Genomic DNA, 24778 nt, shown 5'->3' with positions numbered 1-24778 from the left:
TTGAATAGGGGAGAATTACAGCAACTCCCTTGACATTCATCAAACGGAAGATTTTGAAGAACTCTTCAGGAAAATTGATCAATGTGAGCGGCCGGCAGCTCCACGCTTTTCTGGAGATCGGCCGTCTGCGCAGCTTCGCCAGGGCGGCCGAGCAGGTTCACCTGTCGCCTTCGGGCATGAGCATGCTGGTCAAGGAGCTCGAAGACCAGGTGGGTGCGCGCCTGTTCGATCGCACCACCCGGTCCGTCACACTCACCGATGCCGGGCGTCGTCTGCAGCCGGTGGCCGAACGCATCGTGGCCGAGCTGCGCGCGGTGGACGACGTGCTCGGTGGCAGCGAAGCCGCCGTGCGATCTCGCATCGATGTGGCCGCCACGCCGATGGTGTCGGCCAGCCTGTTGCCCGAGGTGATCAGCGCCTTCAACCAGAGCCATCCGCAGGTGCAGATCCACCTGGCGGATGTGGACGTGAGCGTGGTGCGCCAGCGCATTCTGGAAGGCGAGGCCGACATCGGTCTGGGGTTCTTCATCAAGCCCGCTGCCGGTCTGCTGCGCCAGCCGTTGTGCAAGTTCCGGCTGATGCGCATCAGCCCGCCAGGCAAGGGACCGGGTGGCCTCGGGCCCAGCCAGACCTGGGGCAGCCTGGCCGGGCTGCCGTTGATCAGCCTGCCCATCGACAACCCCATCCAGGCGGTGATCGAGAAGCACCTGGCCCGCATCGGCCGCGCGCACGAAGAGCGGCCACGCATGAACCTCATCGGCACCCTCATCGCGATGGTGCGGGCGGGCCGGGGGCACGCGATCGTGCCGTCTTTCGCGCTGGAGGACTGTCTGCGCCAGGGCCTCAAGGTCGCCATGCTCGGCAACCCGACCGTGCACATCGAACTGCACGTCGTGTCGCTGCGCGGCACGCAGCCCAAGCTGGCCGCCACGGCCTTCGCCTCGGCGGTGAAGAAGGCGGCGTCGCGCCTGCCGGGTTAGCGCCGCTGCTTCATGGGCGGCTCTTCGCCCGGCTGGTTCTGGGTGGTTGCCGGGCCACCTTGCGCAGCGCGTCCAGCAGGCCATCGACCGCCGCGAACCCGAGCGCATCCTTGCGCCAGTACATGGTCATGGCGCTGGGCGTCTCCAGCAGCAGGGGCAGCCGCTTGAGCATCTTCCAGCGCTCCGGCAGTTCGATGGCGCGTTCGGATACCACGGCCACCATGTCGCTTTCCGCCACCAGGGCGATCGTGGCCAGCAACGAGTTCGATTGCACGCTCGCGCTGGGGATGGAGCGCCCTGCCGCCGACAGCGCCGATTCGAGCAGGTCGCGCGCGGGGATGTCGCGCGTCCAGACCACCCAGCGCTGCGCCATCAGGTGCGACCACTGCAGCGCCTTGCGCTGGGCCAGTGGATGGTCCGGGCGCACCGCGAAATGCAGCCGCTCCTCGTACAGCACCTCCGAGGCGATGCCCGGGTCGTGGTACTTGGCCGCCGGCCGGCCCACCGCGATATCGATCTCGCGCTGCGTCAGCTGCTGGAACAACCGGTCCATCGGCGCTTCGACCAGTTCCACGCTCGCGTTGGGCATGCGGGTCAGCAGCGAGAGCACCGCCTGTGGCACCACGCCCGCGATGGTGGCACCGGAGGCGCCGATCACCGCGCGGCCGCTGCCGCCGTCGCGCAGTGCGCTCATCTCTTCCCGTGCCCGGTCGAGTTCGTTGCCGATGTGCACCGCGAACTCGCGCAGGATCTGGCCGTGTGCGGTGGGTCGCAGGCCCCGCGCATGGCGTTCGAAGAGGGTGAGGCCGATGTCGGCCTCCAGCTCCTTGAGCCACTTCGACAGCGCCGGTTGTGTCATGTGCAGGCGCTCGGCGGAGTGGCTGATGTTCTGCGTCTCGGCCAGGCTGACCAGAATCTGCAGATGCCGCAAGCGCAGTCGGTGGGTCCAGTCCATGGGGCGGCGCAGGTATGTTGAAAAAGTTATGGATCAGAGCAATTCATCATTTTACGTGGCATGGCATCGGCCCAATACTCGAAGCCTTCAAGAACAGGAGACAAGACCATGATTCGCCGAAGCCTTCTGGCCTGCGCCGCGCTGTCCGCCTTTGCCATGGCGGTGCATGCCCAGGACAACTACCCCTCCAAGCCCATCAAGTTCGTCGTCGGCTATTCGCCAGGCGGCTCGAACGACATCCTGGCGCGCATCGTCGCCAAACGTCTGGGGGATAGCCTCGGCCAGCCGGTCGTGGTGGAAAACCGCCCCAGCACCGGCGCCATCGTCGGTGCCGTGGTGACCAAGCAGGCACCGCCCGATGGCTACACGCTGATGATCGGCGCCAGCGGCCCGCTGGTGATCAACGCCGCCACCTACTCCAGCCTGCCGTACTCGCCGCAGAAGGACTTCATCCCGATCTCCACCATCGCGACCTTTCCGCTGATCGTCTCGGTCAAGGCGGACTCGCCCTTCAAGACCATGCCGGACCTGGTGAAGTACACCAAGGAAAACCCACAGCTGTCGAACTACGCCTCCAGCGCCTCCACCTTCCAGCTGGCCACCGAGCTGTTGAAGGAGCGCACCGGCATCCAGTCGCAGCACGTGCCCTACAAGGGCAGCGGCGATTCGATGAAGTCCGTGGCCGGCGGCGAGACCACCTTCAGCATGCTCGACCCGGGCCCGGCCGCCGGTGCCATCAACGGCAAGCTCGTGCGGGGCCTGGCCGTGTCGTCCGACGTACGCAACCCGTCCTTCCCCGACATTCCCACGCTCAAGGAGCAGGGCATCGATCTGAGCATCCAGTTCTGGATCGGTCTGTTCGCGCCCGCGGGCACACCCACGCCCATCGTCAGGCTGCTCGAGCGCGAAGTGGCCAAGGCCGTGCAACATCCGGAGACGCTCAAGAGCATGGCCCAGCTGGGCCTGACACCAACCTCCAGCACGTCTGAAGCCTTCACCCGCCAGATCGCGCAGGAGATTCCCGCCTGGACCGAGGTGGCCCGCAAGAACAACATCAAGGCGGACCAGTGAGCGTGACGACCGGCGGCGACATGCCTTACCGCGCACCACGGTTGTTCATCGGAGGGGCGTGGCGCGCCGGCAGCGCCGAGACCCGCAACCCGGTGATCAACCCGGCCACCGAGGCGGTGCTCGACGAGCTCACGCACGCATCGCCGCGCGACCTCGACGACGCGCTCGCGGCTGTGGCGCGGGGCTTCAAGGTCTGGCGCGCCACGCCTGCGGCAGCGCGCCAGCGTGTGCTGCTGCAGGGCGTGCAGAACCTGCGCGCGCAGCGCGAGGCCATTGCGCGCCTGCTCACGCTCGAGCAGGGCAAGCCCCTGGCCCAGGCGCGCATGGAGGTGGACACGGCGGCCGACATGGTGCAGTGGTACGCGGAGCAGGCCAGGCGCGTGTACGGCCGCATCCTGCCCGCACCGCAGCCGGGTGCGGACTACGAGGTGCGCAAGGAGCCCGTGGGCCCCTGTCTGCTGATGTCGCCCTGGAACGTGCCGGTGATCCTCGCGGCGCGCAAGTTGGGCGGGGCGCTGGCGGCAGGGTGCTCCTGCATCCTCAAGCCCCCGGAAGAAACCCCGGCCTCGGTGGCGAAGATGGTGGAGTGCTTCATCGAGGCCGGTGCGCCCGATGGCGTGATCAACCTCGTCTTCGGGGTGCCGCAGCGGGTGTCCTCGCACCTCATCGCCTCGGACGTCATCCGCAAGATCTCCTTCACGGGCTCGGTCGCCGTCGGCCAGGGCCTGGCCGGCCTGGCCGCGCCCGGCCTCAAGCGGCTCACGCTGGAACTCGGTGGCCACTCGCCGGTGATCGTGTTCGACGACGCCGACGTGGATGCCGTGGCACGACAGCTGGTCGTGGCCAAGTTCCGCAACGCCGGCCAGCTGTGCCATGCCCCCACACGCTTCTTCGTGCAGAAGGGTGCCTACGCGCGCTTCGTGGACACCTTCGCCGCCGCCGCCTCGCAACTGCGCGTGGGCGACGGCATGGCCGAAGGCACCGACATGGGCCCGCTGGCCAACGGCCGGCGGCTGAGCGCCATTCGCGAGCTGGTCGCGGCCACGCGCGCCGACGGCACGGTGGTGACCGGCGGCGAGCGCGTGGGCGACACCGGGTATTTCCACCAGCCGACCGTCTTTGCCGACGTGAGCCCCGACGCGAAGGCCATGCGCGACGAGCCCTTCGGCCCCGTGGCGCTGATCCGTGCCTTCGACACGCCGGCGCAGGCCATCGAGCTGGCCAACGCCACGCGCTACGGCCTGGGCTCCTACGTGTTCACCGACTCCGCACGCCTGCAACGCCAGATGATCACGGAGCTGGAGGTGGGCAGCGTCGCCATCAACAGCACCGTCGTCACCGTGGCCGAGGCACCCTTTGGCGGTGTGCGGGACAGCGGCTACGGCTATGAAAGCGGCGAAGAGGGTCTCGATAGCTACCTTCACACCAAGTTCGTCAACCGCAACCACTCCGCATGAGCCCCGTTTCCCTGCCCCCTTTCACCGTCCGCGACGGTGTGTACGACGTGTTGCGCCAGTTCGGCGTGGACACCATCTTCGGCAACCCGGGCTCGACCGAGCTGCCCATGTTCCGCCACTTTCCCAGCGACATCCAGTACGTTCTGGGCCTGCAGGAAGCCGTGTGCGTGGGCATGGCGGATGGCTATGCCCAGGCCAGCGGCAAGGTCGGCTTCGTCAACCTGCACTCGGCCGCCGGTGTGGGCCACGGCATGGGCAACATCTACACCGCGTTCAAGAACCGCACGCCGCTGGTGATCATCGCGGGCCAGCAGTCGCGCTCCATCCAGGCGCTGGACGCCTACCTGGCCTCGGAACGCGCCACCGAGTTGCCGCAGCCCTATGTGAAGTGGAGCATCGAGCCCGCGCGCGCGCAGGACGTTCCCCAGGCCATCGCCACCGCGTGCCGTCGCGCGTTGCAGGCGCCGTGCGGCCCGGTCCTGGTGTCGGTGCCCTCGGACGACTGGGACCAGCCCGCGGAACCCGTCGTGCACCGGTCCGTCAGCCCGTGCACGGCGCCCGAGCCGCAGGCCATCGCGGCGCTGGCTCAGGCGCTCGCGGCCTGCGAGCGGCCGGTGTTCGTCACCGGTGCGGAGGTGGACCGTTCCGGCGCCTGGGACGAGATCGTCGCGCTGGCGGAGCGCCATGGCGCGAAGGTCTTCAACTCGCCCATGTCGGCGCGCGCGGGCTTCCCGGAAGACCATGCGCTGTTCCACGGCTTCCTGCCCGCCGTGAAGGCGCAGATCGTCCAGAAGCTGACGGGTCACGACCTTGTCCTGGTGGTGGGTGCGCCGGTGTTCACCTACCACGTGGAAGGCGAGGGCGCGCATCTGCCCGACGGTGCCGCGCTCTGGCAGCTCACCGAAGACCCCGATGCCGCCGCGCGCGCACCCGTGGGCACCTCGGTGGTGGGCGATGTGCGGCTCGCGCTGCAGGCGCTGCAGGGCGCGCAACCCCGGCGCGCGCGCGCCGCGCCGCCGGCCTGGGTGCGGGAAGCGCGTGCCGAGCCGGGCGCGCCGATCCAGGTCGCCTACCTGTTGCAGACGATTTCTGAACTGCGTTCGCCCGACGATGTGATCGTGGAGGAGGCGCCCACCGCCCGGGTGGTGATGCACCAGCACCTGCCCATCCTCAGGCCGCGCAGCTTCTTCACCATGGCCAGTGGCGGCCTCGGCCACAGCATGCCCGCTGCGGCCGGCATCGCGCTGGCCTGGCGCGAGCGGCGCGTGATCGCCATCATCGGCGATGGCTCCAGCATGTACTCGATCCAGACCCTCTGGACCGCCGCGCAGCTGGGCCTCAACGTCACCTTTGTCGTGGTCAACAACCGCCGCTACGGGGCCATGAAGCGCTTCGGTGGTGTGCTCGGTTTTCCAGCGGGTGCCGTGTTGCCGGGCACCGACCTGCCGGGCATCGACTTCGTCGCGCTGGCCCAGGGACACGGTGTGCCCGGCGAGCGCGTGCAGGAGGCCGCGCAGTTGCGCGCAGCGCTGGCATCGGCCTTCGGGACAGCGGGGCCCACGCTGGTGGAAGTGCTGGTCGCCTAGCGCGACGAATGCTTCTCCGGACATTCCAATCACCACCCGACCAGGAGACAGAAGCGATGAACCCCACCCTGAGCCGCCGGACCTTCGTGGGTGCGGCCCTCGCCGCCGGCACCACGCCCCTGACCTTCGCGCAGACGGGCCCCTACCCGAACCGGCCGATCCGCATCTTCGTGGGCTACGCCGCCGGCGGCGCGGTGGACACGATGGCGCGCATCGTCTCGCAGCGCCTGACCACCGCGCTGGGCCAGTCCGTCGTCGTGGAGAACCGGGCGGGGTCGGCCGGGTTGCTGGCCGCTGACACGGTGGCCAAGGCGCCCGCTGACGGCTACACCTTGCTGCATGGCGAAAGCGCGCTGCTCATCGCCCCGCAACTGCAGAACCAGGCCTCCTCGCTGGATCCGGTCAAGGCCCTGGTGCCGGTGGCGGGCCTGTTCCAGTCGCGCCTGATGCTGGTGGCGAACAACGAGGTGAAGGCCAGCAACCCGACCGAGTTTCTCGCGTTGGTCAAGGCCAATCCGGGCCGCTTCACCTACGGCACCTCCGGCATCGGCACGGTGCACCACCTCGGCGTGGAGCTGTTCAAGTCGCGCACGAAGACGCACCTGCTGCACATCCCCTACCGCGGCGCGTCGCAGCTCGTGACCGATGTGATCAACGGTCAGCTGCAGTTCGGTGTGGTGAGCGCAGCGGCCGGCGTGCCCCAGGTGCGCAGCGGCCGCGTGAAGGCGATCGCCATGTTCAGTTCCACCCGGCTGGCGGGCGCGGACGACATCGGCACCCTGGCCGAGGTGGTTCCCGGTTTCCATGTCGCGCCCCGGCAGATGCTGCTGGCACCGGCCGGCACGCCTCAGGCCATCATCGACCGCCTGAGCGCGGCCGTGGGCGAACTGCTGGCCACACCCGACGCGGTCAGTGCCGCCACCGCGCAGGGTGTCACCACCGCCTACATGGCGCCCGGGCCGCTGGCGGCCGACGTGAAGCGCGAGTACGCGGAGTGGGGCAAGGTCATCAAGGCCCAGGGCATTTCTGCAGAATGAACGCGCCACGCCCCCGCATCGGCCTGATCGTGCCGCCAGCCCATGGACGCGTACCGCCGGATGCGCCGCTGCTCTACGGCGAGCGCTTCGATTTCATCGCGCGCGGCCTGGGCATCGACGGCGTGTCGCCCCGGGGCTTCGCGCCCGTGGTCGACCAGATCGTCGACCACGCCCGCGCCCTGCGGGCCGACGGCGCCCAGGCGATCTCGCTCATGGGCACCTCGCTCAGCTTCTACCAGGGTCCGGCCTTCACCGACCGGCTGCGCGACACCATGCAGCAGGCCACCGGCGTGCCCTGCACGACCATGAGCCATGCCGTCGTGTCGGCGCTGCAGACCCTGGGCGTGCAGCGCGTCGCGGTCGCCACCTCGTACATCGACGAGCTCAACGCGCGCCTGGTGGACTACCTCGGCGCCCTGGGCTTCGAGGTCACAGCCATCGAGGGCCTGGGCATCGAGCCGGTCGGTGGCGCCGCCGAGGTCTCCACCGAGCGGCTGATCGCGCTGAGCCAACGGGTGCACGCAAAAGCGCCCGGTGCGCAGGGCATCTTCATGTCCTGCGGCGGCCTGTTGACGCTGGACGCGATCGCCGCGCTGGAGGGCCGACTCGGCATCCCCGCCATCGGCAGCTCGCCCAGCGGCTTCTGGAACGTGGTGCGCACCGCGGGGCAAGACCCGCGCAGCCCTGTGGGCGGCCAGCTCTTCGAGCACCCCTTGTCTTCACAACCGGAGCGCCAGACCCATGCAACGCCGTGATGTCCTGTCGGCCGCCGCGCTGACATCCGCCTGGGCGTTGTGGGCGCCGGCCATCGGTCGTGCCCAGAACGCCGCGCCGTCGCCCGCCCTGGTCGATCCGAAAGGGGACACGCTCCTGGTGATCGAGAAGAACGCCCACGCGCTGGGCTACTACTCGTTGCAGTCCGGTGCGCGCACCCACAGCGTGGAACTGGCGCCCTATCCTCACGAATTCGTCGTGGATGCCCAGGGGCGGTACGCCTTCGTGGGCATCTACGGCGTCGAGTTCGCCACCCAGATCGGGCAAGGCGGCTCGCACATCGCCGTCATCGACCTGCACCAGGGCAAGCAGGTGCACCAGGTGGAGTGCGCCCCCTACAACCGCCTGCACGGCATGGGCATGGACCGGCAAGGGCGTCTCTACGCGCTCAGCGAAGAGAAGTCCGTGCTGCTGGTGGTGGATAACCCGGGCAAGGACGCGCGCCCCACATCGGCCGTCGCCACCGGCGACGTCAAGCCGCACATGTTCGCGCTCACGCGCGACGGCGAACGCGCCTACGTGACCGCGCTGCTCTCGAATACCCTGTCCCTCGTGCGGCCGCACGACCCGGTGGCGCCGGTGCTGCGCGCCTCGACCGGCCGCATGCCCGAAGGCGTCTGCCTCAGCCCGGACGAAAGAACCGTGCTGGTGTCCAACCGGCGCAGCACCTCGCTGGTGGCGATGGACAGTGGCACCCTGAAGGTCCTGCGCACCGCGACCACGCGCGGCGATGCCCTGCGCGCTTACTGGTTGGGTGACGAGATCATCACCTCCAACCTGCAGGACCAGAGCGTCACTTTCTTCAGCCCCGACCTCAAGGAGACCGCGCGCGTTGCGCTCGACGGTCGACCGATCGGCATCTCGTTCAACCCTTCGGGTACGCTGGCCTTTGTGTCCGTCGGGCCTGACAAGCTCGTCGTCATGGACGTGAAAGCGCGCAGGATCGTGTCCCGGTTCGAGACGCGTCCGGGCGTCGACCTCTCCTGGCTGCTGTCCGCCGCCTGAACCTTTCTTCTCACGCTCGCCACCGATGAAAATCACCCGCATCACCGCCACCGCACTGCATGTTCCTTTCACGCTCGACGTGCCCGGTGGCCGCCAGCATCAGGAAGCCCTTGGCTGCTGCATCGTGGAAGTGGAGACCGATGAAGGTCTGATCGGACATGGCCTGACCGCGATCACGCAGGAGAAAGTGGCCGAGTCCATCATCACCCACGTGCTGGCCCCGGCGCTCATCGGCACCGACCCGCTGGCGCACGAGGCGCGCTGGGAACAGATGTACTGGCTCACGGCCTCGCGGGGTCAGACCGGCTACGCGCAACACGCCATCGCGGCCATCGACGTCGCGCTGTGGGACATCAAAGGCAAGGCGCTCAGGCAGCCGATCTGGCGCCTGCTGGGCGCTGCACGTCAGAAACTGGAAATCTACGCCACATTCGGCTTCGAGTTCCTCGACATCGACGGACTGCGCGGCGCGGTCCGGTCCCTGTCGTCCGAAGGCATCGAACATCTGAAGATGGTGGTGGGTTTCCGCGCGCTCCCACGGCGCGAGAGCCGCAGCCTGATGTCGGTGATCCGGGAAGACGCGAAGCGCGTGCACGCGGTGCGCGAGGCGGCGGGCGACGAGGTCTCGCTCTACATCGACGCCAACTGCGGCCTGGACGCGTACCACGCCGAGCGCCTCATCCGGATGACCGCCGACTGCAACCTCGGCTTCTTCGAGGAGCCCATCACCCAGAACGATGCGCTGGCCATGGCCGACCTGCGTGCGCGCACCGGCATGCCACTGACCTGTGGGCAGAACGAGGGCCTGGCCTACCGCTTCCGCGACTGGCTGATGGCGCGCAGCGTGGACTTCGTGCAGCCCAACGTGGTGATCACCGGTGGCTTCACGCAATGCGTGCGCATCGCGGCGCTGGCCAACGCCTTCAACGTGCCCATCACCAGCGGCGGGGCCTACCCGTTGCACAACATGCACCTGCAGGCCGGCGTGGGCAATGGCACCAAGGTGGAGTGGCATCTGCCTGTGGTGGCCATGATGAAGCAGATCTACCAGGGTTTCCCCGAGCCCGTGGGGCCGCACATCACCATGTCCGAAGCACCCGGCCTGGGTTTCGAGCTGCTACCGCAGGCGCTCGAGGCCTACCGCGTCTGAGCCCAAGCCTCACTGCAAGTGGCCACCGTGCTCCTGAACCTCGACGATTTCGAATCCGCCGCGCGGGCGCGGCTGCCCCGTGCGCTGTACGGCTTCGCGGCCAACGGCTCGGAGCGAGGCGCTTCGGTGGACGCCAATGCGCGCTCGTTCGCGCGCCATGCTTTTGCGCCGCGCGCCCTCGTGGACGTGTCTGCCGTGTCGCAGACCCGCTCGATCTTCGGCGAGTCCTACACCGCGCCCTTTGGCATTGCACCCATGGGCGGTTGTGCGCTGTTCGCGCACGAGGCCGATCTCTCTCTCGCGAGGGCCGCGCACGACAGCGGCATTCCCTTCGTGTTGAGCGCGGCGTCCAGCGTGCCGCTGGAGCAGGTGATGGAGGCCGCGCCGCGCAGCTGGTATCAGGGCTACATCCCGGGCGACGAGGCGCGCATCGACCGGCTGCTCGCGCGCCTGCAGGGGGCGAAAGTGCCGGTGCTCGTCGTGACGGTCGACGTGCCCATCGCGTCCAACCGCGACAAGGACCGTCGTCTGGGCTTCACCATTCCGCTGCGACCGCGCCTCTCGCTCGCCATCGATGGCGTGCTGCACCCACGCTGGCTGCTGGGCACCTTCGCCAGGACGCTGCTCACCGGCGGTATCCCGACCCTGCCCAACTTCGGAGGGGATCCCACGGGCCGGCCCATCATCTCGGCGCCCACCGCCGCGGCGCGCTCCGACCGCGACCGGTTCACGTGGGCGCACATCGCGCTGATCCGCCGCCGGTGGAAGGGTGCGCTGGTCATCAAGGGCATCCTGAATGCCGACGATGCCGCGCTCGCACGGCAGGCCGGCGTGGACGGCCTGGTGGTGTCCAACCACGGTGGCCGGCAGCTCGATGGTGCGGTCGCGCCCCTGGACGCGCTGCCGGGAATCCTCGATGTGGCACAGGGTCTGCCTGTGTGCGTGGACGGGGGCATCCGGCGAGGCACCGACGCCCTGAAGGCGATCGCGCTGGGCGCGCACATGGTCTTCGTCGGGCGGCCCATGCTGTACGCCGTCTCGGTCGGTGGCCAGGCCGGCGTGGAAAGCGCGGTGCGCATTCTGCAGAGCGAAATCAGGACCAGCCTGGCGCTGCTGGGATGCACCGGCATCGACGGCCTGCAGCGCACGTTGCTGCGCCCGGCCTGACACCGCGGCTAACCCGCCGCCACGCCGGAGAGCGCGCCGCGCACACGGTCGATCAGCGCCATCGCGTCCCCGGGCAGGCGGTCGCCGCGCCAGGCCACGTGCTGGTCGGGGCGTGAGAGCACCAGCGGGTGTGCGTAGAGACCCGCAGCCTCTGCCGAACGCACCTCCAGCACCTGCAGAGGCACGCCCCGGCGCGCGGCCGCCTCCTGCAAAGGGCGCACATCGACAGCGGCATCGAAGCGCAGCAGGGTGTAACCCGGTGCCATGGCGTCGTAGAGCGAGCGGCCGTCGTCCAGCCAGAGGTGGGGTGTGCGGCAACCCGGCACGGTGGACGGGGTGAAGCTGTCCATCGAGTACGCCGGCTGCGCCTCACCGTCGTAGGCGATGAGCGGAGACTGGTCGTAGAAGTAGCCGAAGTTCAACCCTGCGCAGCAGTACTGCTTCACGTTCAGGTCGTAGAGCGCCTTGCCAGCCACCTGGCGCGCGGCCTCCCCGGCCTTGCCCGGTTCGGTGATGAAGGGCGGCACGCCTTCACGGGCCTTCTGCAGGGCCAGCGCGTGGTTCATCGCGTAGTGCGAGACCTGTGCCGTGATGGGCAGGCGCTCGGCTTCGTGCGCGTTCAACATGGCCTCGCCACCCCAGCCCTGTACATGCGCCGCAAGCTGCCACGACAGGTTCATCGCGTCGGCAATGCCGGCGTTCATCCCGTAGCCCGCCATCGGAATCCACAGGTGCGCCGCGTCGCCGCAGATGAACACCCTTCGGTCGCGCAGCTTGTCGGCCACCAGGCGCCGCCCGATCCAGTCCTCCTTCGAGATCACCTCGTAGCGAAAGTCCTCGCCCACCCCAAGAATGGTGCGGATCGCCCAGTCGCGGTCCACCGACTCGAAGTCGGTCTCGTCCGCACGCAGGTAGTTGTGCAGTAGGAAGGTCTCGCGACCATCGATGGCGTACACGTTGCCGCTGCGCCAGGGGTTCAGCGAGAACGTGGCCCAGGCCGGGCGGTGCCGGGCGGCGCGGGCCAGCAGATCGGGCGCGCGGAAGTACGTGGACTGCACACGGCCCACGACCTCGGTGCCCGACAGCGTGGCACCGATGGCCTTGCGCACGGCCGAGCGACCGCCGTCGCAGCCGATCAGGTGGTCGGCGTGCACCTCGATGGACTCGCCCGAGTCCAGGTTCACGCCACGCGCCCGCACGCCGTCGGCGTGCTGCTCGAAGCCTTCGATGCGAGTGCGGTTGAGGATGCACACACCCGGCGTGGCCTCTGCGAACGCGAAGAGGATGGGCTCGAGGTAGATCTGGTTGATTCGGTGCGGCGGCTCGGGCGTGGGCCACCAGCCGTCCGGGCCGCTCTTGTCGGTGTAGCGGTGCTGTCTCGCGGGGATGTGGATGCGAGAGAGCTCCTCGCCGGTGAAGGTGGTGCGGTAAGACACATCGTTCGCGTGGTCCGCGGGCAAGCCCGCGTCGCGCAGCGCCGACGCCACGCCCAGGCGTCGGAACACCTCCATGGACCGCGCCGCCACGTGGTTGCACTTCACACTGGGCGGCTCACCGCGGTGGCGCGTCTCCGCGACCAGCACCTGGATGCCACGTTGTGCGAGGTCGATGGCCAGGGTCAGCCCGACCGGTCCGGCGCCTACGATCAGCACCTGGGTCTGCAAGGGCTTGCGGGTATCGGCAAGGGAGGTGTTCATCCGGCGTTTCTTCGTTCGACAGGGGAGACCCAGATTGGAGTCCAATGCGAGGCGGAAGGAAAATGAAACTTGCATGCCGATTCATAAAAAAACCTTATCTGCGCTTCCCTCGGTGCGGCAACTGCGCGCCCTCGTCGCGGTGTACCACGCGGGCAATGTGTCCATGGCCGCGCAGGAACTGTCGGTCACCCAGCCGGCGGTCACGCTGTTGCTGCGTGAGCTGGAAGACCGGCTGGGCGTGACGCTGTTCGACCGCAGCGCCCGCCGACTGCGGCGCACCGAGGCGGCCGTGCACGCGGTGGGTTACGCAGAACGTGCACTGGCCGAAATGGAGGCCATGGCGGTGTCGATGGCCGAGCTGTCGGGTGCGCACCGCGGCCGCGTGCGCATCACGGCCACCGCGGCCGTCGCACAGGCGCTGCTGCCGCGCGCGATCGGCCAGCTCAAGGCCGTGCATCCCGGCATCAAGGTGGAGATCGACGAAGTGGGGCCGGGCGATTTCGTCGAAGCGATCCATGCAGAACGCACCGATTTCGGCGTGGGAACCCTCGAAGCACCCACGCCCGGTCTGGCAGAACACGTGCTGGCGCGCGAAGCCCTGGTGGCCGCCGCGCTGCCGTCGGAGCAGTTTCGCGGCGGTGCCGCGATGACCTGGCGGCAACTCGGCCAGTGGCCCGTCATCACCGTGCGCTCGGGTTACGGCATCCGGGCGCGCATGGAGGCGGTGGCCAAAGAGGCCGGCGTCGCGCTGCGCATCGAACACGAGGTGTCCCTGCTCGGTACCGCGGTGGCGATGGCCGCGCAGGGGCTGGGCGTCGTGGTGGCGCCGCCTTCGATCCTGGTGAACGAACGCCGGCTGGTGACCCGGCGGTTGACGCGGCCCGTGGTCGAGCGGGTGATCAGCGTGGTGTACAAGCGCGACAGGTCGTTTTCGCCGGCGGCCGAAGCCATGCTGGCCGCGCTGCGAGAGGTCGTCGGCCCCGGGACATGAGTCCGCCCGATGTCGGCGCATGCGTCCCGTGCCATGTGGACGGGTACCTCCGCAACCTCGTTCAGCCAGCCAGTTGCACCAGCTGTTGCCGTGAGTGGATGCCCAGCTTCAGGTAGGCGCGCTTGCGCAGCGTCTGCACCGTCGACGGTGCCACGCCCATGCGGTCTGCGATGGCGTGCAGCGGTTCTCCGTTGACCATGCCCACGCAGACTTCACGCTCCCGCTGCGACAGCCTGGGCGCGCGTTGCGCGAATTGCCGGTCGAGCAGCGACGATCGCACGTCCGCATGCAGGCGTTCCCGCTGGGCCAGCAAGGCGTTGCTGTGCACCTTGCGCAGAAGGGGGGCGATGCCCGCCAGCAGCACGACCTCATCCGACCCGAAGGGGCCGAACGATTCGTCCCGGTAGAGGTTGAGTGCGTACGCGGTGCGGGCCACCGGCGCGTACAGCAGGGTGACGCGCCCGGTGAGCCGGGAGCTCTCGAAGATCTCCTGGCGCCAGCGGATGTCGGGGATGTCGTCCACCGCGTAGTGCACCACGGTGACGCTGCCATTGCCCGCCACCTCGCGCTGCACATGACCTGCCAGCCGGGTCACCTCGTCGAACTGGCTGTACTGCCGCTTGTATCGGGCGAAGCACTGCGCGGTGATGTTGGGCAGGTCCGGCCGGTGGGTGCAGCCGTCCACCTGCGAAGGCACCGCGTCGGTGTACTCCACCAGGGAGAGGTAGTCGACCTGGACGTGGGCGTTGATGAAGCTCAGCAGGCCCCGGCCCGGCGCCTGGCTGGTGGGCACGTCGAGCAGCGCGTCGAGCGCACCCGCGTCCACCTGGTGGCCAGGGGGCGGCGTACGGACAGTCCAGGTGGAAGGCATGGCGCTTCGAGTTTAGAAACGCGACTTGCACGCACACAGAGGGCAAACCCGAGCGCTGTCCGGGGGCTCCAGGTGCGGCGCAGATCTACTGCGGCAGCAGCCCGAAATCCTTGATCCGCTTGAGAATCACCTCGGCCTCCGCGCGGTGGCTCGCCTCGAACTCCTTCGGTGTGCTGTTCAGGATCTCGAGCCCGCGCTCGTTCATCAGGCGGCCCACCTCGGGGTCGGCGAGGATCTTCCGGATTTCCTCGGTCAGCCGGCGCAGCACGGGCTCGGGTGTTTTCGCCGGCGCCACGAAGGCGATGTAGACCGCCGCGTCGAACAGCGGGTCGTCGAAGCCCTGTTCGCGCATGGTGGGCACCTGGGGCAAGGCCGGCGAACGCTCGCGGCCCATGATGGCCAGCGCCGTCACCTTGCCCGCCAGCACATGCTGCTTCGCCAGCCCCGCGGACGTGAGACCCAGGCTGACGGTCTTCGACAGCAGGTCCGCCATCACGGGGGCTTCGCCGCGCTGGGGCACGTGCACCATGCCGGCGTCGAGCGTGCGGTTGAGCTGCTCGCCCGCCAGGTGGCCCAGGCCACCGGGCCCCCAGGAGCCGTACGTCAGCTTGCCGCGCTGTTCGGCGGCCAGGCGCCGGAAATCGGCCATGGTCTTCACGGGCAGGTCCGCATTGGCGGAGATGACCGCCGGGCTGCGCACGGCCTGGGTGATGTAGCTGAAGTCCTTGAAGGGGTCGTAGCTCAGGCTCTTGTACATCGCCACGTTGTTGATGAGCGTGTCACCCAGGGTCACGAGCAGCGTGTACCCATCGGGCGCCGCCCGCGCGACTTCGGTGGCACCGAGCGCGCCGTTCGCCCCCGCCTTGTTGTCCACCACCACCGGCTGGCCCAGTTGCTTCGACAGGCGCTCGCCCACGGTGCGCGCCACGAAATCGTTCGCGCCGCCCGCCGCTGCAGATGCCACGATGCGGATGGGCTTGTTCGGAAAGGGGGTGCTGCCCTGTGCGAGCGAGGCCAGCGGGATCAGGGCCACGCAGGCGATGGCCAGAAGGCCGGTGAGCGGACGGTGCATGGGTTGTCTCCTTGTGTTTTTCGGTGGGGCGGGCATTCAGGCGGTCGCGGCAACCGGGTACGTGGCCCGTGCGGCCTGTTCCCGTGCCAGCTCGCTGTCGACGAGCCGGCGGAACTGGACCAGCGCCGCGTCCATCGCCATCGGCAGCATGGGCGCGTCGGGGTTCAGCAGCATGTTCCGGTACTGCGCGGTGATGATCGAGCGGTCTTCCTCGAAGGCGGCGATGAGGCCCTTGAAGATGGTCTCGGTGGTCTCGGCCATCGCCTGCGGCGCGTGGTAGGCCTGCTGGAAGAAGTAATGGGTGGTGTTCTCGGTCTCGGGTGTGAGCGTCTGGCAGCTGTGCAGCCGCACCGCGCCGGTCATGTCGCCTTCGGGCTGTCCGGCCGGCCGTCCGCCCGAATCCATCAGCAGCGTGCCGGGCAGCAGGAAGTCGTAGATGAACCAGCGGTCGACATGGCCTTCGAAGGTGTGGAAGGAGCGCCAGTACGCCGAGGGCGGCACATCCGGCACGTGGCGGGTCACGCGGATGCCCCGTGGCACCCGCTCGACCTCGGGCCTGGACTGGGCGATGCGCGTCGACCCGCCCAGCGTGTTCTCGTGCACATAGGACAGGTGCGAGAAGTCGAGCAGGTTGTCGCAGATGAGCATGTAAGGGGTGTCGTAGTGCAGGTACCCGGGCTTGTAGTGCCACTCCGGATGGCTGCAGGAGAAGTTGTCCGGCAGTTGCGATGCGTCCGCGAGTGCGGGGTCGCCCATCCACACGAACACCCACCGGTTGCGCACCTCGACGGGGTAGGTGCGCACGCGGGCCTTGATCGGGATGCGGTCGACGCCGGGCGCTTCCACGCAGGCGCCGTCGGGGGCGAACTTCAGGCCGTGGTAGCCGCAGCGCACGCAGTCGCCCTCGCGCCGGCCGGCGGACAGCGGCGCCAGCCGATGGCAGCAGCGGTCTTCCAGCGCGACCGTCTCGCCGCTGGAGAGCCGGTACAGCAGCAGCGGCTCTCCCAGGACGGTGCGGTGGAAGAGCCCGCTCTCGGGGATCTCGTGGGCCCAGGCGGCCACGTACCAGCAATTGCGTATGAACATCGGCTTCTGTCTCCTTCGTGAGGCGAAAGCCAATGTAGACAGGGCGCCTGCGCTTGTCTGTCCCTCCATATGGGGACAAGACCTGGCCGGCGGACCAGCGCGCCTCCCATGGAATTCCATTCCTTGGAATTGGGGTGGTGCGCGAGCCGGCCGGTCGACCTAAGCTGCGCGCAGGTGATCACGTGCAAACCGTGCGCCCTTCCATAACGAGACCCGGAGACATATTCATGACCACCCAGCATTCCTTGTCGCGCAGGCGTTTCAATGCCGTGATCGGTGCCAGCCTCGCGCTGCCCCTGGCCGCGCGGGCGCAGGCCTTTCCCTCCAGGCCGATCCGCATCCTCGTGCCGTTTGCGGCAGGCGGTCCCACCGACCTGATGGCCCGCGCCGTGGGCAAGTCCATGTCCGCGTCGATGGGGCAGCCCGTGATCATCGAGAACAAGCCGGGTGGCGGTGGCGTGATCGCCATGGGCGAGGTGGCGCGCGGGCCGGCAGACGGGTACACGCTGGCGTTCCCGTCCATCCTGGCCGTGACCAATCCGGCGCTCATGCCCAACTACCCGTTCGACACCCTGCGCGACTTCGCGCCGTTGACGGTGGTGGGTTTCATCCCGCACGCGCTGGTGGTGAAGCCCGATTTCCCCGCGAAGGACCTGCAGGCCCTGGTGGCGATGGCCAAGGCCAGCCCCGGCAACATCAACTACGGCTCGTCGGGCAACGGCACCTCGGCGCATCTCGCCGCTGCGCTGTTCGCGCAGCGCGCCGACATCAAGGTCACGCACGTTCCCTACCGGGGCGCCGCCCCGGCGGTGCAGGACCTGCTCGGTGGCCAGATCCAGTTCATGTTCCTCGACATGAGCTCGGCGCTGGCGCAGATCAAGACCGGCAAGCTGCGCGCCCTCGCCGTGGCACCGGCCACGCGCTTTGCCGGACTGCCCGATCTGCCGACGGTGGCCGAGCAGGGGTACCCCGGTTTCAGCGTGCACGGCTGGTATGGTCTGTTCGCGCGCAGTGGCACCCCGGCGCCGATCATGCAGACCTTGCACAGCGAGGTGAAGAAGGCCCTGGACTCGGCCGAGATCCGCGACGTGTTCCAGAACTACGGCATCGAGGCCGGCGGCATGTCGTCCGAGCAGTACACGGAGATCGTGCGCAAGGACCTGGCCATGTGGAAACGCACCGTCGAGCAGCTTCAGATCACCCTGCAATAAACCCGATGAAGATTGTCATTCCCGACGACTACCAGGACTGCGTCCGGCACCTGGACTGCTTCGGCAAGCTCGCGGGCCATGAGGTCCGGGTGTTCAACGATTCGGTGAAAGGCACCGATGCCCTGGCCGAGCGCTTCGCCGATGCCGAGGCCATCGTGCTGACGCGCGAGCGCACCCGCATCGACGCCGCACTGCTTGAGCGCCTGCCCAGGCTGCGCCTCATCAGCCAGACCGGCAAGCTGGCCGGCCACGTGGACCTGGCTGCCTGCACCGCGCGCGGTGTGCTGGTGACCGAGGGCAGCGGCGCGGGGTCGGCCACCGCCGAGATCGCCTGGGCGCTGGCGCTCGCCAGCCGTCGGCATCTCGTGGGTGAAGCGAACCGCCTCAAAGGCGGGCAATGGCAAGGCCACCTGGGCCAGCAGCTCAGCGGGCAACGGCTGGGGGTGTGGAGCTATGGCCGCATCGGTCGCCAGGTGGCGGGTTATGGCCGTGCGTTCGGCATGAAGGTCTGGGTGTGGGGCCGGGAGACATCGACCGCCGCCGCGCGGGCCGATGGCTTCGAGGTGGCGCCCAGCCGAGAGGACTTCTTCGCGCAGAGCGATGTGATCAGCCTCCACGTGCGGCTCAACGCCGACACGCTGGGCATCGTCGGCGCCGGCGATCTCGCGCTCATGAAGCCCACCGCGCTGCTGGTGAACACCAGCCGTGCCGAGCTGATCGAGCGTGGTGCGCTGGAGCAGGCCCTGGTGCAGGGCCGGCCCGGCTTCGCGGCGGTCGACGTGTACGAGGAAGAGCCGGTGCTGGGGGCCGGCCACCCGCTGCTGCGCCTGCCGAACGCGCTGTGCACCCCGCACATCGGCTACGTGGAGAAGGACAACTACGAGCGCTACTTCGGCATCGCTTTCGACAACATCGTGGCGTTCGCGCAAGGCCGGCTCACCGAGGTGGCCAACCCGGCGGCCCTGAAAACCCCGGTCAGCGCGGGCTGAGGGCGCCCAGCCAGGCCAGCAGCATCGGGTTGACCTCGTCGGCCCGCTCGTACTGCACCCAATGGCCTGCGCCGTCCACGACGCGGGTCTGCGCACCGGGCAGCGCGACCGACAGTGTGCTCGCGATGGCGGCGGGCTCGGCGGTGACATCGTGTTCTCCCCAGGCCAGCAGGATGGGGCCCGCGTAGGAACCCAATGTCTCGACGAGACCGCCCGAGCGCGAGATTTCCTTGCTGCGGAACCGCGTGCGCACGCAGGCCTCGGTGTGGATGCGCAGCGCCAGCGGGTCGATGTCTTCCGCCCTCACGCTGAGCATGTGCATGGCGAGGTTGTGGCGCATGGCCTGTTCGATGGCCGCCGTATTGCCCGCGCGCCACGCGGGCTTCCAGTTGACCAGTTCGCCCTTGGGCCGCCGGCGCCCCTGGTGGCCACCGGTGCCGAGCAAGGCGAGGCGTTGCACGTGGGGCCGTTGCGCCGCCATGTGGGCCGCCACCAGGCCGCCGAAGGAAAAACCCACCAGCTGGATCGGTGTGTCGGGGCCGACGAGTGCGTCCAGCGTGGACAGGGTCGGGCCCAGCAATGGCGCCAGGCCTTCGCCCGCGGGGGCGTCCGAATCGCCGAAGCCCGGCAGGTCGACCGCCCACACGGTGTGCTGCGCGGCGAGTGCGTCGATGTTGCGCACCCAGTGCAGCCAGCTGCCATGGCCGCCGTGCACCAGCACCACGGGGCTGCCGCTGCCAAAGCCGCGCCAGCACACGTGGCCCCCCGGCCACGCCACCTGCTCGACGCGGGCCCGTGCGGACAGCGTGTCGGCCAGGTCCATTTCAACCGGCATCGGCCAGCACCACCACGCCGTCCGCCGCCTTCACGCCCTGGCCCCTGGCCAGCACGAACACCGGGTTGATCTCGGCCTCGACCAGCCGGTCGCCCAGTTGCGCCGTCATCTGCGAGAACGCCACGATGGCCGAGACCAGTGCATCGACATCGGCCGGGGGCCGGCCGCGGTAGCCATCAAGCAGAGGCCAGGTCTTGAGCTCGCGCACCATGGCAGCCGCCACCTCCCGGCTCAGGCCGCCCGATGTGGGCAGCATGCGCAGCGTGGTGTCCTTGAACAGCTCGGCGGTGACGCCGCCCATGCCCAGCAGGATGGCCGTGCCCAGCGCGTCGCGGTGCATGCCGAGGATGAGCTCGGTGCCACCCGACACCATTTCCTGCACCAGGAAGCGGGAGGGCCGCGTGCCGGCCTTGGCCTGCACGTCGTCGGCCATCTGGCGCAGGCGCTCGCCGATCTGTTCCGGTGGCAGGTTCACCGCCACGCCACCCACGTCGCTCTTGTGCGTGATCTCGCCGGTGAGAATCTTCAGCACCACGCGTTCACCGAGGTGGTGAGCGGCCTGTTCGGCTTCGGCGGGCGTGGCCACCACGGTTTCGGCGGTGCAGGGAATGCCGAAGCGGGCGAACAGCTGCTTGCATTCGGCTTCGTTGAGCGAACCCTTGCCGATACCGTTCAGGGCCGCGGGTGCCACGGGTGGCGTCGCCGTCGGCTCTGTCCAGCGGCGGGCCTGCAGCATGCCGGCCAGCGCCGCAGTGCAGCTCTCCGCGTCGACGAAGGCGGGCACGCCACGCTGGGTCAGCAGTGCCGTCACCTGTGGCGCGTGCGGGCTTACATAGGCGATCACCGGCTTGTCGCTCAGCGGCAGGCAGTCCTGGATCGCGCCGGCCATCAGTTCCGGCATGGCCAGACTGGACGAGCCCACGATGATCGTCAGCGCGTCGTAGCTCGGGCTCTCCAGCAGGGCGCGGATCGCGCCGCGCAGCAGGTCGGGCTGCAGGCCGGCCAGGGTCACGTCGATGGGGTTGCGGTCGAGCGCGGCCTGGTCCCCGGTCTGCAGCGCGCGCAGGCGTGCGGCGGTGGCTTCGTCGGGGGGCGGGGTCTCGAAGCCGGACACGCCATAGCTGTCCGACACCAGCGTGCCCGCACCACCGGTGGAGGTGAGGATGGCGACGCGGTTGCCACGCAGCACACGGCCGGTGGACAGGGCCGCCGGAATGTCCAGCAGGTCACCGAAGGTCTGGGCGCGGATCACGCCCACTTCCTTGAACAGCGCGTCGTACATGCGGTCGGCACCGGCGAGCGCGCCGGTGTGCGAGACCGCCGCCTGCGCGCCGGCTTCGGAGCGGCCGATCTTGAACGCCACCACCGGCTTGCCGGCGCGCGCGGCCTTCAGCGCGGCCTGGCGGAACCGCTCCGGGTGGCGCACGCTTTCCACGTACAGCGCGATCACGCGCGTGGCCTCGTCGTCGGCCAGGTGATCGATGAAGTCGGCGAGATCGAGGTCCACTTCGTTGCTGGTGGAGATCAGCTTGGACAGGCCGATGCCGCGCGCGGCCGCGCGGGAGAGCAGGGCCCCCAGGATGCCGCCGCTCTGCGAGACCACGCCCACCGATCCCACGGGGAAGTGGTCCATTTCCAGCGCACCACTGGCCGATAGCACGATGTGGTCGGTGAGGTTGACCAGCCCGATGGTGTTCGGCCCGAGGATGCGCATGGCGCCCGCGGCCTCCATCAGCTGCGCCTGCCGGCGCGCGCCTTCCTCGCCGGTCTCGGTGTAGCCACTGGCGAGCACGATGGCGGCGGCCGTGCCGCGTGCGGAGAGGTCCTGCACGGCCCGGTGGGCGCGTTCGGCGCCGAGCAGCACGATGCCGACGTCCGGCACGGTGGGCAGCGAGGCCACGTCGGGGTAGCAGCGCAGGCCGTCGATGTGGTCGGTGCGCGGGTTGACGGGGTAGATGTCGCCGGTGAAGCCGTGCTTGCGCAGGTAGGCGACCGGTCGGCCGGCGGTCTTGCCGGCGTCGGCCGATGCGCCGATGACGGCCACGCTGCGCGGCTGCAGCAGCCTTGAGATGGAGGTCACGGAAGTCATTCCCTGGAAGCGGCCTTGCTCAGGAAGGCCATGACCGAGTCGCGGTGCTCGGTGCTGGTGTAGCAGATGCCCTGGGCCTGGCTGCCCTGTGCGAAGACTTGCTGTGCGGGCAGTTCGAAGGTCTGGTTCAGGATGGTCTTGCTCAGCGCGAGCGCGGTGGCAGATCCCTTGCTCAGCTCGCGTGCCCAGGCCTGCGCGCTGGCGAGCAACTGATCCGCGGAGGTCTTGCGGTCCACGATGCCCAGCGAGAGTGCCTCGTCGGCGTCCACCTTGCGGCCGGTGAAGATCAGTTCCTTCGCGGTCGACAGGCCGACGCGACGCGGCAGGAAGTACATGCCGCCACCGTCCGGGATGATGCCCCGGTGGATGTACGACCAGGTGAAGCTGGCCCACTCGCTGGCGATGATGAAGTCGCAGGCGAGCGCGGTGTCGGCACCCAGGCCCGATGCCGCGCCGTTCACCGCGGCGATCACCGGCTTGGGCATGGTGTGCAGCAGCATCTGGGTGTGGTGCACACGCTGCTGCCGGTGCCAGCCATTGAAGCCCACCTCGCCCGCCGGGGCGTTCATGCGCTTTTCCATGCCGGCGATGTCGCCCCCCGCGCAGAAGCCCTTGCCCGCGCCGGTGAGCACCAGGGCGCGGATCGCCTTGTCGGCCGTCACATGCTCCAGTGCGTCGATGAACTCGGTGCGCATGGCATCGCTCATCGCATTGCGTTTGTCGGGGCGGTTCAGCGTGAGCGTGGCGATGCCGGCGTCAACCTGCAGATCGATCAGGGAATAGGACATGTCGGGTTTCCGGGTGTGTGTCAGTTCGATGTGATGTTGTTTTCCTTGACGATCCTGCGCCAGCGAGCTTCTTCGGCCCGCACGTAGGTCTCCAGCTCGGCAGGGGCACCGGCGCTGATCACCAGGCCTTCCTGCTCGACCTTCTTGCGGAACTCCTCGGTCGCCACGGCCTTCTTCGCGGCGGCATTGAGTTTCGCGATCACGTCCTGCGGGGTGCCGGCGGGTGCGTACAGGCCATACCAGCTCTCCATCACGTAACCCGGGATGGTCTCTGCGATCGCCGGCACGTTCTTGAGCACGGCCGAGCGCTCGGCGCCGGTCACGCCCAGCGCGCGCAGCTTGCCGCTTTCCAGTCCGGAGGAGACGGCGGTGGCGGTGCCGAAGATCATGTCGACCTGCCCGCCCATGAGGTCGGTGAGCGCCGGTCCTGCGCCCCGGTAGGGGATGTGCTTCATCTGCACCTTGGCGAGGTTGTCGAACATCTCGCCAGCCAGGTGCGCCGAGGTGCCGTTGCCCTGCGAGGCGTAGTTGAGCTTGCCCGGGTTGGCTTTCGCCGCGTCGAGGATGTCCTTCACGGATTTGTACGGGCTCTCCGCGCGCACGACCAGCACGTTGGGGCCCTTGCCGATCAGGATCACCGGCGCGAAGGCCTTGTCGTTGTCGTAGGGCAGCCTGGGCATCAGGCTGGGATTCACCGCGTGGGCGAAGGTGGAGATCACCAGCGTGTAGCCGTCCGCCGGGCTCTTGGCCACGATGTCGGTGCCGATGATCGTGCCGGCGCCAGGCTTGTTCTCGATCACCACCGTCTGGCCCAGCTCCCTGGACATGCCCAGGCCCAGCGTGCGCGCGATCAGGTCGGTGCCGCCACCGGGTGCGAACGGCACGATGAGGCGGATGGGCTTGTCGGGGAACTGTGCGAGAGCGGCGGTGGCGAACGCCGCCGACAGGAGAAAGAGGCTGGTCCGCACAGCGAGGGTTCGACGGGAAATGGGCATGGTTGTCTCCAGTGGGGCCTTGGGCACACGGTGTTCTTCTGAGAGGCGAATGCTACGTTTTCCCCCTGGTTGCCGCACCTGTTCAATTCCATTGAATGGAATTGGAGCGGTGGTTTTGAGATGATGCGAATGCCATCTGACGACCAACCCATCGAGAATCCAGCGCATGAAGAAGAGCCCGATTCCCGAGGTGCCCGACGACACGTTCGGCGCCTCGCCCACGAACCGTTCCCTGGTGCGCGGCATCCAGATCCTGCGGGCGTTCCGCCCCGGTTCCGACTGGCTGGGCAACGGCGACCTGGCGGAGCGGACGGGGCTCTCACCATCCACCATCAGCCGCCTCACGCAGACACTGGTGACGGCGGGCATGCTGCAGCACGACCGCCGCCGCCGCGCCTACCGGCTCGCGCCACCCGTGCTCAGCTTCGCGCACGCCATGCGGGCGGGGTCCCAGGTGCTGTCGGTGGCGGCACCGCGCATGCGGGCGCTGGCGGAGCGTGAGCGCGTCAACGTCGGCCTGGCGGCGGCCGACAACGACGAGATGGTCTACCTGGAGTCCATCCGCTACAACCGGCGTGTGGCGCTGCGCAACGTGGTCTCCGGGCAGCGTGTGCCCATGGAGCTCACCTCGCTCGGCAGGGCGTACCTCTCAACCGTGCCACCGCGCCGGCGCAAGGCCTTGTTCGACGTGTTCCAGCGGCGCTGCGGCCACCACTGGCCCGAGGTGCAGTCCGACATCCTGGCCGCCATCCGCCAGGTGCACGAGCAGGGTTTCTGCGCGGCGTCCTGGCAGCCGGAGGTGGTGGCGATGGCGATGCCGCTGGTCACCGCCGAGGGCATCTACACACTCAATATCAGCGTCTCCACCGAGGAAGCCCTGGACGATGTGGTGCGCGAGCTGTCTGGCTCGCTGATGGCGCTGGCGGCCGAACTGCAGGTCGCACTGGCCCGCGAGGCGGAGCCATGACTGCG

The 24778-nt window shown here is 68.8% G+C and carries 22 protein-coding genes; 13 read left to right on the top strand and 9 right to left on the bottom strand.

What is annotated here, in order from left to right; genetic code table 11:
• Positions 1 to 83: 83 nt before the first annotated feature.
• Positions 84 to 980 (top strand): LysR family transcriptional regulator, encoded by an 897-nt coding sequence (locus J2X09_RS06585; protein WP_310307789.1) that lies wholly within the window; start codon positions 84 to 86, stop codon positions 978 to 980.
• A 10-nt stretch (positions 981 to 990) separates the two neighbouring features.
• On the opposite strand, the gene J2X09_RS06580 is transcribed toward J2X09_RS06585, so the two are convergent.
• On the bottom strand, positions 991 to 1935 hold the full coding sequence (locus J2X09_RS06580; protein ID WP_204732561.1) for a LysR family transcriptional regulator: 945 nt from the start codon (positions 1933 to 1935) through the stop codon (positions 991 to 993).
• A gap of 108 nt (positions 1936 to 2043) precedes the next feature.
• Here J2X09_RS06580 and J2X09_RS06575 point away from each other — a divergent pair, with 108 nt between their 5' ends.
• The 8 genes from J2X09_RS06575 to J2X09_RS06540 are packed head-to-tail and all read left to right on the top strand — an operon-like array spanning position 2044 to position 11182.
• Positions 2044 to 3006: a Bug family tripartite tricarboxylate transporter substrate binding protein gene (locus J2X09_RS06575; RefSeq protein WP_204732562.1), complete on the top strand. Its 963-nt coding sequence runs from the start codon at positions 2044 to 2046 to the stop codon at positions 3004 to 3006.
• A complete protein-coding gene (locus J2X09_RS06570; RefSeq protein ID WP_310307787.1) occupies positions 3003 to 4463 on the top strand; it encodes an NAD-dependent succinate-semialdehyde dehydrogenase in 1461 nt (486 codons plus the stop codon). Before J2X09_RS06575 ends, J2X09_RS06570 begins: the two co-directional genes overlap by 4 nt.
• Complete coding sequence (mdlC, locus tag J2X09_RS06565; RefSeq protein ID WP_204732563.1) at positions 4460 to 6049, top strand: benzoylformate decarboxylase; 1590 nt, start codon at positions 4460 to 4462, stop codon at positions 6047 to 6049. Before J2X09_RS06570 ends, mdlC begins: the two co-directional genes overlap by 4 nt.
• Positions 6050 to 6105: 56 nt before the next feature.
• Complete coding sequence (locus tag J2X09_RS06560; protein WP_204732564.1) at positions 6106 to 7086, top strand: Bug family tripartite tricarboxylate transporter substrate binding protein; 981 nt, start codon at positions 6106 to 6108, stop codon at positions 7084 to 7086.
• The gene (locus J2X09_RS06555) at positions 7083 to 7841 is read left to right on the top strand and encodes an arylmalonate decarboxylase (RefSeq protein ID WP_204732565.1); all 759 of its coding nucleotides are present in this window, start codon (positions 7083 to 7085) and stop codon (positions 7839 to 7841) included. The genes J2X09_RS06560 and J2X09_RS06555 overlap by 4 nt, the downstream gene beginning before the upstream one ends.
• Entirely contained in the window at positions 7828 to 8865 is a 1038-nt protein-coding gene (locus J2X09_RS06550; protein ID WP_204732566.1) for a YncE family protein, read from the top strand. Before J2X09_RS06555 ends, J2X09_RS06550 begins: the two co-directional genes overlap by 14 nt.
• Before the next feature lie 25 nt (positions 8866 to 8890).
• Positions 8891 to 10015 (top strand): mandelate racemase/muconate lactonizing enzyme family protein, encoded by a 1125-nt coding sequence (locus J2X09_RS06545; protein WP_204732567.1) that lies wholly within the window; start codon positions 8891 to 8893, stop codon positions 10013 to 10015.
• Positions 10016 to 10033: 18 nt separating this feature from the next.
• Complete coding sequence (locus J2X09_RS06540) at positions 10034 to 11182, top strand: alpha-hydroxy acid oxidase (protein ID WP_310307784.1); 1149 nt, start codon at positions 10034 to 10036, stop codon at positions 11180 to 11182.
• Positions 11183 to 11190: 8 nt separating this feature from the next.
• Here J2X09_RS06540 and J2X09_RS06535 read toward each other — a convergent pair whose 3' ends face one another.
• Entirely contained in the window at positions 11191 to 12879 is a 1689-nt protein-coding gene (locus J2X09_RS06535; RefSeq protein ID WP_204732568.1) for an FAD-dependent oxidoreductase, read from the bottom strand.
• A 73-nt stretch (positions 12880 to 12952) separates the two neighbouring features.
• Between J2X09_RS06535 and J2X09_RS06530 the strand changes: the two genes are divergently transcribed.
• A complete protein-coding gene (locus J2X09_RS06530) occupies positions 12953 to 13870 on the top strand; it encodes a LysR substrate-binding domain-containing protein (protein ID WP_204732569.1) in 918 nt (305 codons plus the stop codon).
• Positions 13871 to 13931: 61 nt separating this feature from the next.
• Here J2X09_RS06530 and J2X09_RS06525 read toward each other — a convergent pair whose 3' ends face one another.
• The 3 genes from J2X09_RS06525 to J2X09_RS06515 form a co-directional block, all read right to left on the bottom strand.
• A complete protein-coding gene (locus J2X09_RS06525; protein ID WP_204732570.1) occupies positions 13932 to 14741 on the bottom strand; it encodes a helix-turn-helix transcriptional regulator in 810 nt (269 codons plus the stop codon).
• An 85-nt stretch (positions 14742 to 14826) separates the two neighbouring features.
• Entirely contained in the window at positions 14827 to 15813 is a 987-nt protein-coding gene (locus J2X09_RS06520; protein ID WP_204732571.1) for a Bug family tripartite tricarboxylate transporter substrate binding protein, read from the bottom strand.
• A 36-nt stretch (positions 15814 to 15849) separates the two neighbouring features.
• The gene (locus J2X09_RS06515) at positions 15850 to 16899 is read right to left on the bottom strand and encodes an aromatic ring-hydroxylating dioxygenase subunit alpha (protein WP_204732572.1); all 1050 of its coding nucleotides are present in this window, start codon (positions 16897 to 16899) and stop codon (positions 15850 to 15852) included.
• A gap of 227 nt (positions 16900 to 17126) precedes the next feature.
• Between J2X09_RS06515 and J2X09_RS06510 the strand changes: the two genes are divergently transcribed.
• Positions 17127 to 18110, top strand: a complete 984-nt coding sequence (locus tag J2X09_RS06510) for a Bug family tripartite tricarboxylate transporter substrate binding protein (protein WP_204732573.1) — start codon at positions 17127 to 17129, stop codon at positions 18108 to 18110.
• A 5-nt stretch (positions 18111 to 18115) separates the two neighbouring features.
• Positions 18116 to 19099: a D-2-hydroxyacid dehydrogenase family protein gene (locus tag J2X09_RS06505; protein WP_204732574.1), complete on the top strand. Its 984-nt coding sequence runs from the start codon at positions 18116 to 18118 to the stop codon at positions 19097 to 19099.
• Here the strand turns inward: J2X09_RS06505 and J2X09_RS06500 are convergent.
• From J2X09_RS06500 to J2X09_RS06485, 4 genes are read right to left on the bottom strand one after another with little or no spacing between them, the layout of a single operon-like run.
• Positions 19086 to 19934, bottom strand: a complete 849-nt coding sequence (locus J2X09_RS06500) for an alpha/beta fold hydrolase (protein WP_204732575.1) — start codon at positions 19932 to 19934, stop codon at positions 19086 to 19088. The genes J2X09_RS06505 and J2X09_RS06500 overlap by 14 nt on opposite strands.
• Positions 19924 to 22023, bottom strand: a complete 2100-nt coding sequence (locus J2X09_RS06495; protein ID WP_204732576.1) for an acetate--CoA ligase family protein — start codon at positions 22021 to 22023, stop codon at positions 19924 to 19926. Before J2X09_RS06495 ends, J2X09_RS06500 begins: the two co-directional genes overlap by 11 nt.
• A complete protein-coding gene (locus tag J2X09_RS06490; RefSeq protein WP_204732577.1) occupies positions 22020 to 22811 on the bottom strand; it encodes an enoyl-CoA hydratase/isomerase family protein in 792 nt (263 codons plus the stop codon). The genes J2X09_RS06495 and J2X09_RS06490 overlap by 4 nt, the downstream gene beginning before the upstream one ends.
• Positions 22812 to 22831: 20 nt before the next feature.
• Positions 22832 to 23806 carry a tripartite tricarboxylate transporter substrate binding protein gene (locus J2X09_RS06485; protein WP_204732578.1) on the bottom strand — a complete coding sequence of 325 codons (975 nt, stop codon included), beginning with the start codon at positions 23804 to 23806 and terminating at the stop codon, positions 22832 to 22834.
• 166 nt (positions 23807 to 23972) lie between these two features.
• Here J2X09_RS06485 and J2X09_RS06480 point away from each other — a divergent pair, with 166 nt between their 5' ends.
• Positions 23973 to 24773 (top strand): IclR family transcriptional regulator, encoded by an 801-nt coding sequence (locus J2X09_RS06480; RefSeq protein WP_204732579.1) that lies wholly within the window; start codon positions 23973 to 23975, stop codon positions 24771 to 24773.
• Positions 24774 to 24778: the final 5 nt, after the last annotated feature.

Origin of the sequence: Hydrogenophaga laconesensis (assembly GCF_031457235.1) — a bacterium.
GTDB classification, from domain to species: Bacteria; Pseudomonadota; Gammaproteobacteria; order Burkholderiales; family Burkholderiaceae_C; genus Hydrogenophaga; species Hydrogenophaga laconesensis.
This window is presented reverse-complemented; position numbering and strand designations above follow the sequence as displayed.